The organism is Enterobacter sp. R4-368 (assembly GCF_000410515.1).
Taxonomy (GTDB): domain Bacteria; phylum Pseudomonadota; class Gammaproteobacteria; order Enterobacterales; family Enterobacteriaceae; genus Kosakonia.
The window spans coordinates 2,021,267-2,035,823 of the sequence record NC_021500.1 but is presented as its reverse complement, the minus strand read 5'-3'; the positions used below and the strand labels follow the sequence as shown (position 1 = coordinate 2,035,823).

At 55.6% G+C, this 14,557-nt stretch carries 13 protein-coding genes; 9 read left to right on the top strand and 4 right to left on the bottom strand.

Annotation, left to right across the window (positions count from 1 at the left end; all coding sequences use genetic code 11):
- Positions 1 to 464 precede the first annotated feature (464 nt).
- Positions 465 to 791, bottom strand: a complete 327-nt coding sequence (locus H650_RS09585; protein WP_020455070.1) for a cupin domain-containing protein — start codon at positions 789 to 791, stop codon at positions 465 to 467.
- 169 nt (positions 792 to 960) lie between these two features.
- Between H650_RS09585 and H650_RS09580 the strand changes: the two genes are divergently transcribed.
- Complete coding sequence (locus H650_RS09580; RefSeq protein ID WP_020455069.1) at positions 961 to 1,653, top strand: aspartate/glutamate racemase; 693 nt, start codon at positions 961 to 963, stop codon at positions 1,651 to 1,653.
- Here H650_RS09580 and H650_RS09575 read toward each other — a convergent pair.
- Positions 1,650 to 2,576, bottom strand: coding sequence for a LysR family transcriptional regulator (locus H650_RS09575; protein WP_044489723.1), 927 nt, complete (start codon positions 2,574 to 2,576; stop codon positions 1,650 to 1,652). The two genes, H650_RS09580 and H650_RS09575, sit on opposite strands and share 4 nt — an antisense overlap.
- 123 nt (positions 2,577 to 2,699) lie before the next feature.
- Between H650_RS09575 and lysA the strand changes: the two genes are divergently transcribed.
- Positions 2,700 to 3,962, top strand: a complete 1,263-nt coding sequence (gene lysA, locus H650_RS09570; protein WP_020455067.1) for a diaminopimelate decarboxylase — start codon at positions 2,700 to 2,702, stop codon at positions 3,960 to 3,962.
- Here the strand turns inward: lysA and H650_RS09565 are convergent.
- Positions 3,959 to 4,963 (bottom strand): LacI family DNA-binding transcriptional regulator, encoded by a 1,005-nt coding sequence (locus H650_RS09565; RefSeq protein WP_174240592.1) that lies wholly within the window; start codon positions 4,961 to 4,963, stop codon positions 3,959 to 3,961. The genes lysA and H650_RS09565 overlap by 4 nt on opposite strands.
- A 284-nt stretch (positions 4,964 to 5,247) precedes the next feature.
- On the opposite strand from H650_RS09565, the gene H650_RS09560 reads away from it, so the two are divergent.
- The 5 genes from H650_RS09560 to H650_RS09540 are packed head-to-tail and all read left to right on the top strand — an operon-like array spanning position 5,248 to position 9,629.
- Entirely contained in the window at positions 5,248 to 6,576 is a 1,329-nt protein-coding gene (locus H650_RS09560; protein WP_017457673.1) for a PTS sugar transporter subunit IIC, read from the top strand.
- Between the two features lie 7 nt (positions 6,577 to 6,583).
- On the top strand, positions 6,584 to 8,011 hold the full coding sequence (locus tag H650_RS09555) for a glycoside hydrolase family 1 protein (protein WP_020455065.1): 1,428 nt from the start codon (positions 6,584 to 6,586) through the stop codon (positions 8,009 to 8,011).
- Between the two features lie 9 nt (positions 8,012 to 8,020).
- The gene (locus H650_RS09550; RefSeq protein ID WP_020455064.1) at positions 8,021 to 8,338 is read left to right on the top strand and encodes a PTS sugar transporter subunit IIB; all 318 of its coding nucleotides are present in this window, start codon (positions 8,021 to 8,023) and stop codon (positions 8,336 to 8,338) included.
- A 56-nt stretch (positions 8,339 to 8,394) separates the two neighbouring features.
- Complete coding sequence (locus tag H650_RS09545) at positions 8,395 to 9,168, top strand: GntR family transcriptional regulator (protein WP_020455063.1); 774 nt, start codon at positions 8,395 to 8,397, stop codon at positions 9,166 to 9,168.
- Entirely contained in the window at positions 9,165 to 9,629 is a 465-nt protein-coding gene (locus H650_RS09540; protein WP_020455062.1) for a GNAT family N-acetyltransferase, read from the top strand. The genes H650_RS09545 and H650_RS09540 overlap by 4 nt, the downstream gene beginning before the upstream one ends.
- On the opposite strand, the gene galR is transcribed toward H650_RS09540, so the two are convergent.
- The gene (galR, locus tag H650_RS09535; protein WP_020455061.1) at positions 9,602 to 10,606 is read right to left on the bottom strand and encodes an HTH-type transcriptional regulator GalR; all 1,005 of its coding nucleotides are present in this window, start codon (positions 10,604 to 10,606) and stop codon (positions 9,602 to 9,604) included. The genes H650_RS09540 and galR overlap by 28 nt on opposite strands.
- 604 nt (positions 10,607 to 11,210) lie before the next feature.
- Between galR and aas the strand changes: the two genes are divergently transcribed.
- Both aas and lplT read left to right on the top strand, forming a co-directional pair.
- The gene (gene aas, locus H650_RS09530) at positions 11,211 to 13,370 is read left to right on the top strand and encodes a bifunctional acyl-ACP--phospholipid O-acyltransferase/long-chain-fatty-acid--ACP ligase (RefSeq protein ID WP_044489722.1); all 2,160 of its coding nucleotides are present in this window, start codon (positions 11,211 to 11,213) and stop codon (positions 13,368 to 13,370) included.
- A complete protein-coding gene (lplT, locus tag H650_RS09525) occupies positions 13,363 to 14,556 on the top strand; it encodes a lysophospholipid transporter LplT (protein ID WP_020455059.1) in 1,194 nt (397 codons plus the stop codon). Before aas ends, lplT begins: the two co-directional genes overlap by 8 nt.
- Position 14,557 lies beyond the last annotated feature (1 nt).

Here is a 14,557-nt window from a genome sequence, read left to right as displayed (position 1 = left end):
TTAACTTTTTTCCCCCGCCGCATGGGCGTCCGGGGATTAAAACAGGCTCTGCGCGTGCGCTTGATCACAATAATCAATTGAATCAATACGTTTTGAAACTTTAACCACCGGAAATTACTCACGATATTCCGGGTTTTAAAATCCTGCGAACTTGCGTTCTTGGTTTGTGAAACGTCGTTTTAAAATATTTTATTGTGTTTTGAATTGGCGTCATTCGATTAATTCGTGAAATGTGATCGAAGTCGAAACGATGTTTCAATAAAGTGAGGTGGGTGTCATTTTTGCCGAAAAACAGCGGGTTTAAAGCCAATAAGCGTAAAGATTTAAGTAACAGCCTAAGGTATTAAAAATTGCGAAATGAAATCATTGGAAATTAAAACGATTATCCGGCGAACTATTTTTATTGGCCGGGAAATAAAAACGCCCCCCTAATTATGGGAGGCGTTAACTATTTTAGGGCGCGATCAACGTTTTAAAAAATCTTCACGTACCGGTGTAAAGGTATCGAGCAGCGTTCCGGCTTTTAAACACACACATCCGTGCATAATGTGCGGTTCCTTATAAAGTGTATCGCCTGCGGTGACGATATGTTTCTCATCACCAATGGTAAATTCGAACTCGCCGGATAAAACGTACGTAAGTTGTTCATGAGGATGGTTGTGCATTGGGCCGATGGCGCCTTGTTCGAACATAACTTCGACCGCCATCATTTTGCCGTTATGGGCAAGAATACGGCGGCTGACGCCGTTGCCCAGGTCTTCAAGCTGAGTGTCTTTATGGAAGATAAACATCGGAGTGTCCTGTAGTAGGTATCGTTAGTGATTACGACAGAGTAAATGATGAAACGTTGTTTCAAAATAACTTATCTCAGCGTTCTATAAAAATAAACGCGAGGCCAGAGAAGTTGAAAGTCGATCACAACTTTGATTGACTGAGCGCTAAACCAGACGGAGACAAGCGATGAAAACGATAGGACTGCTGGGCGGTATGAGCTGGGAATCGACCATTCCTTATTACCGCCTGATTAATGAGGGCGTGAAAGCTCGTCTCGGCGGCTTGCACTCCGCCAGCTTGCTTCTGCACAGCCTGGATTTCCATGAAATTGAGACCTGCCAGGCGACAGCGCAGTGGCACAAAGCCGGTGAGATCTTAGCCCAGGCGGCGGCGGGTCTGGAGCAGGCGGGCGCGCAGGCGATTGTGCTGTGTACCAACACCATGCACAAAGTCGCCGGTCAAATTGAAGAACGCTGCCATATTCCGTTCCTGCATATTGCCGACGCCACCGGACGGGCGATTCAAAACGCCGGCATGCGCAATGTCGCGCTGCTGGGTACGCGCTACACCATGGAGCAGGATTTTTACCGTGGCCGCCTGGAAAAACAGTTTGGCATCGAAACCTCTGTGCCGGGCCCGGAAGATCGCGAGCGCATCAACGACATCATCTTTAGTGAGCTCTGTCTGGGGACGTTCACCGATGAGTCTCGCTACTATTTTGTTAATTTAATCAAGAAATTGGCTGGCGAAGGCGCGGAAGGGGTAATTTTCGGTTGCACCGAGATCGGCCTGCTACTGCCGGAAACACATTGCCCGATTAAGGTGTTTGATACGGCGGCGCTGCATGCCGCCGATGCGGTGGACTTTATGCTCTCTTAACGTTGGCCCAGCATGGCAGCCAGCGGCCCGCTAACCAGCGGCATGGCTGCCTGCAAATGGGCGGTAAACGCCTCGACCAGCGCGGAAGCGGGGCGGTGCAGTGGACGGATCAGGCTCACCGTAAACGGCACATCAATACTGAAACGGCGCACGGCGACACCGCTGGCCGCGTAATCCAGCGCGGTCAGCGGGTTCACCACCGAAATGCCCACCCCGGTGCGTACCATCGCGCACACTGAGGCGGCGCTGTGCGTTTCCAGTACCATCCGCCGCTTCACCTGATGTTCATTAAACAGCGCGTCCAGCAACTGTCGGTAGCTGTCGGAGCGCGACAAACTGATGTAATTCTCGCCCTGAAAGTCTGCCGGTGTTAACACGGTTTTGCGCGCCAGCGGGTGATCTTGTGGCATGACGCAGACTTCATTACAGGTGAGCAGCGGCGTGCGCTCGGTGCCCGCCGGGGTGCTGAGCGTTTCGGTTAAGCCCAGATCGTGGCGCTGCGCCGACAGCCACTCCTCCAGCAATGGCGACTCCTGCGGCACGATATTCAGGCTGACATCCGGATAGCGCGCCAGAAACGGTTGCAGCAGCAGTGGTAAAAAAGACTGTGAAAATACCGGCAGGCAGGCGATGGAAAGCTCGCCCTGGCGGAACTCACGCAGGCTTTCGGCGGCGCTGACAATCCGGTCCAGCCCGTACCAGGAGCGCTGCACCTCTTCGAATAACCGCAAGCCTTGCACCGTGGGTTGTAAACGCCCGCGCGTGCGCTCGAACAGTTTCAGCCCCAGCACTTTTTCAAAGCGCGCCAGCTCGCGGCTTACCGTCGGTTGCGAGGTATGCAGCAGTGCGGCGGCCTCCGTCAGATTGCCGGTGGTCATTACAGCGTGAAAGATTTCGATATGGCGCAGATTGACAGCGGGCATCGGCAGATCCAGTTTCAGCAGGTTATCCATATCATTTTTGCATAGAGTCGCGATAAAACGATATTTTTTATTCTCTTCGCACTGTGGCGTAATCAGTAAAAAATTTTGTTGCCCGGAGTCACCATGCCACGCTCATTACACCAGACTGAAACCGACCTTAACGCCGCTAATCTGCTGCGCTTACCTGCTGAATTTGGCTGTCCGGTATGGGTTTATGACGCGCAAATCATTCGCGCGCAAATCGCCAAACTGCGCGCCTTCGACGTGGTGCGCTTTGCGCAAAAAGCCTGCTCGAATATTCATATTTTGCGTCTGATGCGCGAGCAGGGTGTGAAAGTCGATTCCGTTTCGCTCGGTGAGATCGAACGTGCGCTGGCAGCGGGTTACGATCCGCAAACGCACCCGGACGATATCGTTTTTACCGCCGATGTGCTGGACGAGGCGACCATCGCGCGGGTGAGCGAACTGGGTATCGCAGTGAACGCCGGTTCGGTGGATATGCTGGAACAGCTTGGCGCGGTCTCGCCTGGTCATCGCGTCTGGTTACGCGTTAACCCTGGTTTTGGTCATGGTCACAGCCAGAAAACCAACACCGGCGGCGAAAACAGCAAGCATGGCATCTGGTACAGCGATCTGGCCGATGCGCTGGCGGTAATGCGGCGCTACCAGTTGAAACTCGCGGGCATTCATATGCATATCGGTTCCGGCGTGGATTATGGTCATCTCGAGCAGGTGTGCGGGGCGATGGTGCGCCAGGTGGTCGATTTCGGCCAGGATCTGCATGCTATTTCCGCGGGTGGCGGTTTGTCGATCCCCTATCACGAAGGGGAAGAGCCGGTGGATACCGCGCATTATTACGGGCTGTGGAATGCGGCGCGTGAGCAAATCGCCAAACATCTGGGGCATGCGGTGAAACTGGAGATCGAACCGGGGCGCTTCCTGGTGGCGGAATCTGGCGTGCTGGTTTCACAAGTGCGTAGCGTGAAAAACATGGGCAGCCGCCACTTTGTGCTGATCGACGCCGGTTTTAACGATCTGATGCGCCCGGCAATGTACGGCAGCTACCACCACATTACGGCGCTGGCCGCCGACGGCCGCGATCTTCGCCATGCGCCATTGATTGATACCGTGGTTGCCGGCCCGCTGTGCGAATCCGGGGATGTCTTTACCCAGCAGGAGGGCGGGAAAGTGGAAACCCGCGCGCTGCCGGAAGTAAAAGCCGGGGATTATCTGGTGCTGCATGACACCGGCGCGTATGGCGCATCGATGTCATCAAACTACAATAGCCGCCCGCTGCTGCCGGAAGTGTTGTTCGATAACGGCGTCGCGCGGTTGATTCGCCGCCGCCAGACCATCGAAGAACTGATCGGTCTGGAGCAGTTCTAAGCCTTGCTGCCCGGTCCCGCCGCTACCGACTCACGCAAGACCAGTGTGCCGGTAAACGGTGGGATCGCGGCGATCTGTTCGTTGTTCACCAGTTTGATCGCCTGATCAATCGCGGTGGTGATCATGTTGTCGATCGGCAAATAGACCGTCGACAGGCCCGGCTCCAGCCAGCGAGCGCTTGGTGCGTCATCAAAGCCGAACAGCGAAATATCCTGCGGAATACGCAAACCCGCCTGCCAGATGGCCTTTGAGGCACCCAGCGCCATATCGTCGTTACAGGCGAACAGGGCGCTGAATTTCACCCCTTCCTGCAACATCTGCTGGCACAGCTCATACCCGCGCGTCATGGTCGAGTCGCCGTACTTCACTCTGTGCGGATCCCAGGGAATGCCGTGTTTTTCCAGCGCCTTGCGATAGCCCATCAGCCGCGCTTTACCGGTTGGTGTGTGGATCGGCGCGGTAATACAGGCAATATCCCGGTGGTGTTGTGTGATCAGGTAATCCACCGCCTGGAACGCCGCGTCCTGCTGCTCGAAGAACACGCATTTGTCATGCGCCTGGAACAGCTCGCGGTTGATGACAATCAGCGGCATTGGCGTGGCGTCAATGAGCGTTAAGATCGCTTTTTCGCTCATAAACCGGGTGTAAAGAATAATGGCGTCGCAACGCCTGTCCGCCAGCATCTGCACCGCCAGCTCTTCCCGTTCGGGCGTATCGTGACCGTCGGTGACAATCAGCTGTTTGCCGTGTAATTCCGCCTGACGCGACGCCTGCTGCAATAAGCGGCCGAAATAGAAACCGTCAAAACTGGACACCACCAGGCCAATGCTGTTGCTGGTGCGGTTTGCCAGCGAGCGGGCAAGAAAGTTGGGGCGATAATCCAGCTCTTCCATCGCCTTAAAAACCTGATTGCGGGTGCTCTCTTTGACCTGACCCGTACCATTCAACACGCGGGAAACCGTTGCTTTCGAAACGCCCGCGCGCAGTGAGACATCCAGCATTGTGACCATGACGAGTTCTCGTTTCGCGTAATGAAACGCAGTTTACCACACTCATTTCACGGGTTAAGGCCAGCGGTAACGGTTTGCGCTAAGTGTTGGAAATCCCTGCGAAGCGCAAGGTGGTATGCCAATGTTGTCATCCGTCTCGTTTTGGAATACCAGTAAGCGGGTTGCGAGTCTCGTCACAGAACTTTCCGCCACGCATCGCTATTTTTGGTATGCCAAATGGGACTGTGCTGTATCCCTGCATCGATAAAAAAGCCCCTTTACTGAGGTGTTAACTCATGGCCCTACAAGAAAAGCTCATCGATTCTCTGGGTAGTTTTGCGACAAAGTTCAACAGCTATCGCTATATCATGGCGATCAAAGCCTCGTTCATTACCCTGATGCCGGTGATCATCGTCGGCGCATTCTCCGTCCTGATCTCCAACATGGTGCTGGATCCGAAAAACGGCCTCGCCAGCTTCCAGTCACTCTCATTCCTTGCCGCGCTAAAGCCGATCACCAGCGCGATTAACTACGCCACGCTCAACTTTCTCAACATTGGCGCGGTGTTCTTAATCGGTATTGAACTGGGGCGTATCAACGGCATTAAGACGCTGTTTCCTGGTTTGCTGGCGGTGATCTGCTTTATCTGCGTCACACCAACCACCGTGGAAATGCTGGTAGACGGGCAAATGCACGTGGTGAAAGACGTGTTGCTGCGCCAGTTCTCCGATACCCGTAGTCTGTTCCTCGGCATGTTTATCGCTATTTTGTCGGTGGAAATTTACTGCTGGCTGGAAAACCGCGACGGGCTGAAGATCAAAATGCCGGACACCGTGCCGCCTAACGTCTCCGCGTCGTTTTCCGCGCTGATCCCGGCGATCATCACCACCACCGTGATTGCCACCTTCGGTTTTGTTTTCCACCAGGTGACCGGCATGTACCTGTATGACGCCGTTTACCAGGTAGTGCAGCAGCCGCTGGAACGCGTGGTACAAAGCCTGCCGGGCATTTTATTGCTGATGTTTGTGGCGCAACTATTCTGGGTGATCGGTATTCACGGCAACCAGATGATTAAGCCTATCCGCGAACCGCTGCTGCTGGGCGCGATCACCGTCAATATGAGCGCCTTTGAGCAGGGCAAAGAGGTGCCGAACATCATCACCATGCCGTTCTGGGATGTTTATATGAGTATCGGCGGCTCGGGTTTAACCATCGGTCTGCTGATCGCGGTGATGATCGCTACCAAACGCAAAGAGATGAAAGAGATCGCCAAACTCTCTATCGGGCCGGGGGTATTTAATATTAACGAGCCGGTGATTTTCGGTATGCCGATCATGCTCAACCCGATCCTCGCGATCCCGTTCATCATCACTCCGCTGGTGACCGGCTCGATCGGTTATTTCGCCACGGTGACCGGTTTTGCCGGCAAAGCGGTGGTGATGGTGCCGTGGACGACGCCGCCGTTGATCAACGCCTGGCTGTCGACTGCCGGTTCAATGGGCGCGGTAGTGACGCAGCTTATCTGCATTATCACCTCCGTCATTATCTATCTGCCGTTTGTGAAAATTGCTTCTCGCCGCGCCGAACAAGCGCAACTGCAAGCCGAAGCGACGAACAACGCCTGAGGATGTAATGAGCACGAAAACAATTGCGATACCGCCGTCGTTTATTCTGGGCGCGGCGGCCTCAGCCTGGCAAACCGAAGGCTGGATAGACAAGCGGGAGGGCCAGGATTCCTGGCCCGATCTCTGGTACAAAAACGATCGTCACGTCTGGCACGACGGCTACGGTCCGGCGGTGGCGACCAACTTTTACCAGCGCTTTCGTGAAGATGTGCAACTGATGAAACAGGCGGGGCTAACCCACTATCGCACCTCGATCAACTGGTCACGCTTTCTCACCGATTATGAAAACGGCGTGGTCGATGAACGCTATGCCGCCTATTACGACGAACTGTTTGACGAGATGCAGCGCCACGGCATTGTGCCGATGATCTGCCTGGAACATTACGAACTGCCGGGTTATTTGCTGGAAACCTACGGCGGCTGGGCGTCAAAAAAAGTGGTTGAGCTGTACCTGTTGTATGTCGAAAAAGTGTTTGAGCGCTTTCATCAAAAAGTGACCCGCTGGTTCACCTTCAACGAGCCAATTGTGGTGCAAACCCGTGTCTACCTTGACGCGCTGCGCTGGCCTTATGAGCAGAACACCGGTACCTGGATGCAGTGGAATCACCACAAAAACCTGGCCACCGCGAAAGTGGTGAAACTGTTTCGTGAGAAGGGTTATCAGGGCACTGTGGGCTGTATTCTCAACCCGGAAGTCACCTATCCGCGCTCGCGCGCGCCGCACGATGTGCTGGCCGCCGAACGCTACGATCTTTTTTATAACCGTGTTTTTCTTGATCCGATGGTGAAAGGTCACTATCCACCGGAGCTGTTCCTGTTGCTGGAAAAACACCAGGTCGCGTGGGATTACAGCGAGGAAGAGCTGGCGATCATCCGCGATAACACTGTGGATGAGCTGGGCATTAACCTTTACTACCCGCACCGGGTAAAAGCGCCTTCCCGTGCCTGGCACCCGGAGACACCTTTCCACCCGGCGTACTACTACGAGCCGTTTGAGTTGCCGGGCAGAAAAATGAACAAATCTCGCGGCTGGGAGATCCTGCCGGAGATCATTTATGACATGGCGATGCGCATCAAAAACGACTACGGCAACATTCCGTGGTTTGTTGCCGAAAGCGGCATGGGCATTGAGAACGAAGGGCAGTTTCGCAACGCGGCGGGCACCATTGAGGATGATTACCGCATTGATTTTATTGCCGCGCATTTATACCAGACGCTGCGCGCCAGAGAAGCGGGCGCGAACTGCCAGGGTTACATGTTGTGGGCGTTTACCGATAACGTCTCGCCAATGAATGCGTTTAAAAACCGCTATGGCCTGATTGAGATTGACCTGCAAAACAACCGCGACCGCAGGCCGAAAAAGTCTGCCGGCTGGTTTCGCAAGCTGCGCGACGAACGCCAGCTTACCCTGACTATTGATGACGAATGGAAATAAGGAGCCACCATGAAACGTATTGTGTTGTGCTGCTCCGCCGGGATGTCCACATCGCTGGTGGTGACCAAAATGGAAAAAGCGGCGGCCGAGCGCGGTCTTGAGCTGAAGATCTACGCCATTGCCGAGCAATCCCTGCGCGACGAGCTGCAAAGTTATGCCACCGAGATAACCGCCGTGCTGCTGGGGCCGCAGGTGCGCTTTAAACTGGCGGAAAATAAAAAGTTAACTGACGAATACGGCATTCCGATTGATGTGATCGATTCGGTGGCTTATGGCACCTTAAACGGCGCGAAAGTTCTCGATCAGGCGCTGGCTTTGGTAAGATAGCGCCGACAGGCCGGGGCGCCCGGCCTGCGCGATAACTCAGACTTGCAGGTGATATTGTGGAGAAGGCCGTCGTCCCGCCGGAAAAAAAACAGTACCAGGAGATTGGCGAAGATTTACGCGAGCAGATAATCCGGGGGCATTACCCCGTGGGTTCCCGCCTGCCGCCGGAGCGCAATATCGCCGAAAAATATGGCGTTAGCCGCACCATCGTGCGTGAAGCGCTGTTGATGCTTGAACTGCAAGGCACGGTAGATATTCGCCAGGGCTCCGGCGTCTATGTGATGCGTATTCCGCAGGAGCACGAGAACGAAGAGGAGCGCTTTCTGAGTAGCGATGTTGGCCCGTTTGAGATTTTACAGGCGCGCCAGCTGCTGGAGAGCAATATCGCTGCCTTTGCCGCCAAAATGGCGACGCGCGCGGATATCGATAATCTTCGGCGCATTCTTGAGCAAGAGCAGCGCGCCATCGCGATGAACGACACCTCGCAGGACAACAGCAAAATGTTCCACCTGGTGCTGGCGGGCGCATCGCAAAACCAGATGCTGCTGGCGACGGTGGAGAGTATCTGGCACCACATGGACAGCAGCCCGCTGTGGCAACAATTCAACGTGCATATTGCCAGCCGGCCCTATCGCCTGAAATGGTTAGGCGACCGGCAGACCCTGCTGGCGGCGCTACGTCGCCGCGATGTGATGGGAGCCTGGCAGGCGATGTGGCAGCATCTGGAAAATGTCAAAAAGAGCCTGCTGGAGCTTTCCGACGAGGATGCGCCTGATTTTGACGGCTACCTGTTTGAATCCGTGCCGATTTTTCAGGGAAAGATCGTATGAACATTATTCCCCTTTACGACGCGCCACACTTTGCAGAGCAGGTGGTGGACTGGTTATGGCACGAGTTTGGCGACTCGCTGCCGCGTGATTTCTTCGCCTCTATTATCACGCACAGCCAGACGCCCGGGCAGTTGCCGCTGACGTTTGTTCTGGTTGATGGGGAGCAACTGCTGGGCACCGTTGGGCTGTGGCGCTGCGATTTAATCAGCCGCCAGGATCTGTTCCCGTGGCTGGCGGCGCTGTATGTGAAAGAGAGCGCTCGTGGGCAGGGGTTGGCCGGGCAGTTACAGCGCCATGTTATCGAGCAGGCGAAAGCGATGGGTTTTCAGGAGCTGCATCTTTATTCGGCGTGTCGCGATTTTTATGAGCGTTTTGGCTGGCACTATATTGGCGACGGTCTCGACTATCCGGACAAGACCGTGCACCTCTATCGCTACTCTTGCGGCGCAATCACCGAATGACGACGCACCAGCGTTGGGTTAAACAGGTGCGTGATTTCCGGCAGCGGGCGGTTTTCCGCCAGCGCCAGCGCCAGCTCGGCGGCCTGTGTTGCCATGGTGACAATCGGGTAGCGCACGGTGGTTAAGCGCGGGCGGACATAGCGCGACACCAGCACATCATCGAAACCAATCAGGGAAATCTCACGCGGCACCTCAATGCCGTTGTCATTCAGCACGCCCATAGCACCTGCGGCCATCGAATCGTTATAACAGGCGACGGCGGTAAAGTTACGCCCGCGACCGAGCAGCTCGGTCATCGCCTGTTCACCGCCGCTCTCATCCGGCTCGGCAAACGTCACCAGCCGGTCGTTGCAGGGCAAACCGTTCTCTTTCAGCGCATCGTAATAGCCCTGCAAGCGATCTTCCGCATCAGAAATCGCGTGGTTGGAGCAGAGGTAACCAATTTTCGTGTGGCCTTGCTGGATCAAATGGCGCGTAGCCAGCCAGGCACCATAACGGTCATCCAGCGCCACACAGCGTTGTTCAAACCCCGGCAAAATGCGGTTGATTAACACCATGCCCGGCATCTGTTTCATCAGCGAGGCGAGTTCATCGTCAGGAAGGGTTTTGGCGTGAACGACCAGCGCCGCGCAACGGTGGCGAATCAGTTGCTCAATGGCTTTGCGCTCTTTCTCTTCGTTATGGTAGCCGTTGCCAATCAGCAGGAAATTCCCGGTAGCCGAGGCGACTTGCTCGACAGCCTTTACCATCGCGCCGAAGAAGGGATCGGACACGTCGCCCACCACCAGACCTACGGTTTCGGTGGACTGCTGCGCCAGCGCGCGGGCATTGGCATTCGGGTGATAATTGAGCGCATCCATTGCGCTTTGCACCGCCAGGCGCGAGGACTCGCTCGCTTTTGGCGAGTCGTTAATCACGCGGGAAACCGTTGCGACCGAAACTCCTGCCAGCCGCGCGACATCTTTGATAGTCGCCATTACGCACCTTCCTTTGGGTAAGCGTTTACACGCTGCATAGTGTTACGGAAAAGAGATGTGTAATCAAGGAAGCTACCCGGCAGGTGTCTGCAAACGTGAGCTGACGCGAAGGAAATCAGTGAAACCGTTACACGCGGGAAATTGCAAAGTAATTCAGGCACAACCTTTAGTTACACTTTGCGAAGGGCTGTTTCGATTGTCCGCTGGTGGCAGATATCCCCCCGTGACAGAGTAGAACTCCCAGAGGTATTGATAGGTGAACGCGGCCCCCAGGGTTGCACACTCGAATTACACCAACCTGCGCAGATGCGCAGGTTTTTTTTTACCTTAAGTCTGTAACAGTAATCGCTAATGGACACACCTCGTTTCACTTCGGCTCACTCTCTTGCTTTTTCCCGCTGGTGAGGCGCGGTGCTGCACGCGACAATCAAGGTCCCAGAGGTATTGATTGGTGATTTATTCGGTACGCTTTTCGTACTCATTTCTTGCACCAACCTGCGCGGACGCGCAGGTTTTTTTTCGCCCGCGTTTTAACCCGCCGCACTTCTCATGTAATCTGCCACAATTTGATAACGTCCTTAATTTACTGGCAAAAGGAGTTGAAATGCTACTGGGCTTTTTCCGCGGCCTGTTCCGTGTGTTGTTTCGCGTACAACTGACCGGCAACACGCAGGCGCTGCACGGCGAACGTGTGCTTATTACCCCTAACCATGTCTCTTTTATTGATGGCATTTTGCTGGCGTTATTTCTGCCAGTACGCCCGGTTTTCGCGGTCTACACCTCCATCAGCACCCAGTGGTACATGCGCTGGATAAGCTCGATTATTGATTTTGTCCCGCTGGACCCGACCAAGCCGATGTCGATTAAACACCTGGTTCGGCTGGTGGAACAGGGACGTCCGGTAGTGATTTTCCCGGAAGGGCGCATTTCGGTTTCCGGATCACTGATGAAAATTTACGACGGTGCGGGGTTCGTGGCGGCAAAATCGGGCGCGACGGTGGTTCCACTGCGTATCGATGGCGCGGAGCTAACCTACTTCAGCCGCCTGAAAGGGCTGGTCAAGCAGCGCCTGTTCCCGCGTATTACTTTGCATATCCTGCCCCCTACGCATTTACCGATGCCGGATGCGCCGCGTGCGCGTGACCGTCGCAAGCTGGCGGGCGAAATGCTGCATCAAATCATGATGGAAGCGCGCATGGCCGTGCGTCCGCGTGAAACTCTGTTCGAAGCGTTGCTTTCTGCGCAGTATCGCTATGGCGCCAATAAGCACTGTGTTGAAGACATCAATTTCACCCCGGATAGCTACCGCAAGCTGCTGACTAAATCGCTGTTTGTTGCCCGTATTCTGGATAAATACAGCGCGCCGGGCGAGAAAATCGGCCTGATGCTGCCAAACGCCGGGATCAGCGCGGCGGTGATTTTCGGCGCGATTGCGCGTGCGCGCATCCCGGCGATGATGAACTACACCGCCGGTGTCAAAGGGTTGAGTAGTGCGATTACGGCGGCGCAGATCAAAACCATCTTCACATCCCGTACGTTTATGGATAAAGGCAAGCTGTGGCACCTGCCGGAGCAGCTCACGCAGGTGCGCTGGGTGTACCTGGAAGATCTGAAAGGTGATGTCACCTGGGAAGACAAACTGTGGATTTTCCGCCATCTGCTGACGCCATTAAAAGCGCAGCTGCCGCAAAAACCGGAAGACCCGGCGCTGATCCTCTTCACCTCCGGTTCTGAGGGCAATCCGAAGGGGGTGGTGCATAGCCATAAAAGCCTGCTGGCGAATGTTGAGCAAATCAAAACCATCGCGGATTTCACCGCCAACGACCGCTTTATGTCGGCGCTGCCGCTGTTCCACTCGTTTGGCTTAACGGTGGGGTTACTCACTCCGTTATTCACCGGCGCGGAGGTGTTTCTTTACCCGAGCCCGCTGCACTACCGCATTGTTCCTGAACTGGTGTATGACCGTAACTGCACCGTGCTGTTTGGCACCTCGACGTTCCTTGGTAACTATGCACGTTTCGCCAACCCGTATGATTTCTTCCGCTTGCGCTATGTGGTTGCCGGTGCTGAAAAATTGCAGGACAGTACCCGTCAGTTGTGGCAGGACAAATTCGGCCTGCGCATTCTCGAAGGTTACGGCGTGACCGAGTGCGCGCCAGTGGTTTCCATCAACGTACCGATGGCGGCAAAACCCGGCACTGTCGGGCGGATCTTACCGGGGATGGATGCACGTTTAATGGCAGTACCGGGTATTGAAGACGGCGGCCGCCTGCAATTAAAAGGACCCAACGTGATGACCGGCTATCTGCGGGTGGAAAACCCTGGCGTGCTGGAAGCGCCAGCCGCGGAAAATATCAATGGCGACATGGAAGCGGGCTGGTATGACACCGGCGATATCGTGCGTTTTGATGAGCAGGGCTTTGTGCAGATTCAGGGGCGGGCGAAGCGTTTTGCCAAAATCGCCGGGGAGATGATCTCGCTGGAGATTGTCGAACAACTGGCGCTGGCGGTGTCGCCGGAGAAACTGCACGCTACGGTGGTCAAGAGCGATGCCAGCAAAGGCGAGGCGCTGGTGATGTTCACCACCGACAGCGAACTGACGCGCGATAAGCTGCAACAGCAGGCGCGGGCGCAGGGCGTGCCGGAGCTTGCCGTGCCGCGCGATATTCGCTTCCTGAAACAACTGCCGGTGCTGGGCAGCGGCAAACCTGATTTTGTGACCCTGAAAAGCATGATTGAAGAGGCGGAATCGACACATGCATGAGTCAGTAAGCACTAACTCCTCGCTGTGGTCGCGCGGGATGATGGCGGTGATTGCCGCGCAATTTCTCTCGGCGTTTGGCGACAACGCGCTGCTGTTTGCCACGCTGGCGCTGCTGAAAGCGGAGTTTTATCCCGACTGGAGCCAGCCGATTTTGCAGATGGTGTTTGTGGGCGCTTACATTCTTTTCGCGCCCTTTGTCGGGCAGGTCGCCGACAGCTTCGCCAAGGGGCGGGTGATGATGTTTGCCAACGGCCTGAAACTGATTGGCGCGGCGAGTATTTGCGTCGGCATCAATCCCTTTGTTGGCTATTTACTGGTAGGTGTGGGCGCGGCAGCCTATTCCCCGGCGAAGTACGGCATCCTTGGCGAAATCACGACCGGCGATAAGCTGGTGAAAGCGAATGGTCTGATGGAGTCGTCGACCATTGCCGCCATTTTACTCGGCTCGATGGCTGGCGGTGTGCTGGCCGACTGGCATGTGTTGGCGGCGCTTGCTGTTTGTGCGTTGGTGTATGCCGGAGCGGTGATCGCCAATCTGCTGATCCCGAAGTTGCCTGCTGCGCGTCCGGGGCAATCCTGGCGCTTTACACCGATGACATCCAGCTTCTTCAACGCCTGTAAAAGCCTGTGGCGCAACGGTGAAACGCGCTTCTCACTGGTTGGCACCAGCCTGTTCTGGGGCGCGGGCGTGACGCTGCGTTTCCTGTTGGTGCTGTGGGTGCCGGTGGCGCTCGGGATCACCGATAACGCGACACCAACGTATCTTAACGCGATGGTCGCCGTGGGGATTGTTGCCGGTGCCGGGCTGGCGGCGAAGCTGGTGACGCTGGAAACCGTGGCGCGATGTATGCCTGCCGGCATTCTCATTGGCGTGGCGGTGGTGCTGTTTTCCTTGCAACACGCGTTACTGCCAGCCTACGGCGTACTGATGTTGATCGGCATGTTGGGCGGTTTCTTTGTGGTGCCGCTGAATGCGCTGTTGCAAGCCATTGGCAAAGAATCCGTTGGCGCGGGTAACGCGATTGCGGTGCAGAACCTCGGCGAAAACATGGCCATGCTGCTGATGCTCGGTCTGTACTCGCTGGCGGTGAAAGCGGGTGTGCCGGTAATTGGCACCGGCGTTGGCTTTGGCGTGATTTTTGCGCTGGCGATTGCGGCGCTGTGGATCTGGCAGCGCCGCCGTTAAC

Coding starts and splice junctions, on each gene's coding strand:
- H650_RS09560 (WP_017457673.1), top strand. CDS start 5,248: ATGGCCCTACAAGAAAAGCTCATCGATTCTCTGGGTAGTTTTGCGACA.
- galR (WP_020455061.1), bottom strand. CDS start 10,606: ATGGCGACTATCAAAGATGTCGCGCGGCTGGCAGGAGTTTCGGTCGCA.
- H650_RS09585 (WP_020455070.1), bottom strand. CDS start 791: ATGTTTATCTTCCATAAAGACACTCAGCTTGAAGACCTGGGCAACGGC.
- lysA (WP_020455067.1), top strand. CDS start 2,700: ATGCCACGCTCATTACACCAGACTGAAACCGACCTTAACGCCGCTAAT.
- lplT (WP_020455059.1), top strand. CDS start 13,363: ATGCATGAGTCAGTAAGCACTAACTCCTCGCTGTGGTCGCGCGGGATG.
- H650_RS09540 (WP_020455062.1), top strand. CDS start 9,165: ATGAACATTATTCCCCTTTACGACGCGCCACACTTTGCAGAGCAGGTG.
- H650_RS09575 (WP_044489723.1), bottom strand. CDS start 2,576: ATGCCCGCTGTCAATCTGCGCCATATCGAAATCTTTCACGCTGTAATG.
- H650_RS09565 (WP_174240592.1), bottom strand. CDS start 4,963: ATGCTGGATGTCTCACTGCGCGCGGGCGTTTCGAAAGCAACGGTTTCC.
- aas (WP_044489722.1), top strand. CDS start 11,211: ATGCTACTGGGCTTTTTCCGCGGCCTGTTCCGTGTGTTGTTTCGCGTA.
- H650_RS09550 (WP_020455064.1), top strand. CDS start 8,021: ATGAAACGTATTGTGTTGTGCTGCTCCGCCGGGATGTCCACATCGCTG.
- H650_RS09555 (WP_020455065.1), top strand. CDS start 6,584: ATGAGCACGAAAACAATTGCGATACCGCCGTCGTTTATTCTGGGCGCG.
- H650_RS09580 (WP_020455069.1), top strand. CDS start 961: ATGAAAACGATAGGACTGCTGGGCGGTATGAGCTGGGAATCGACCATT.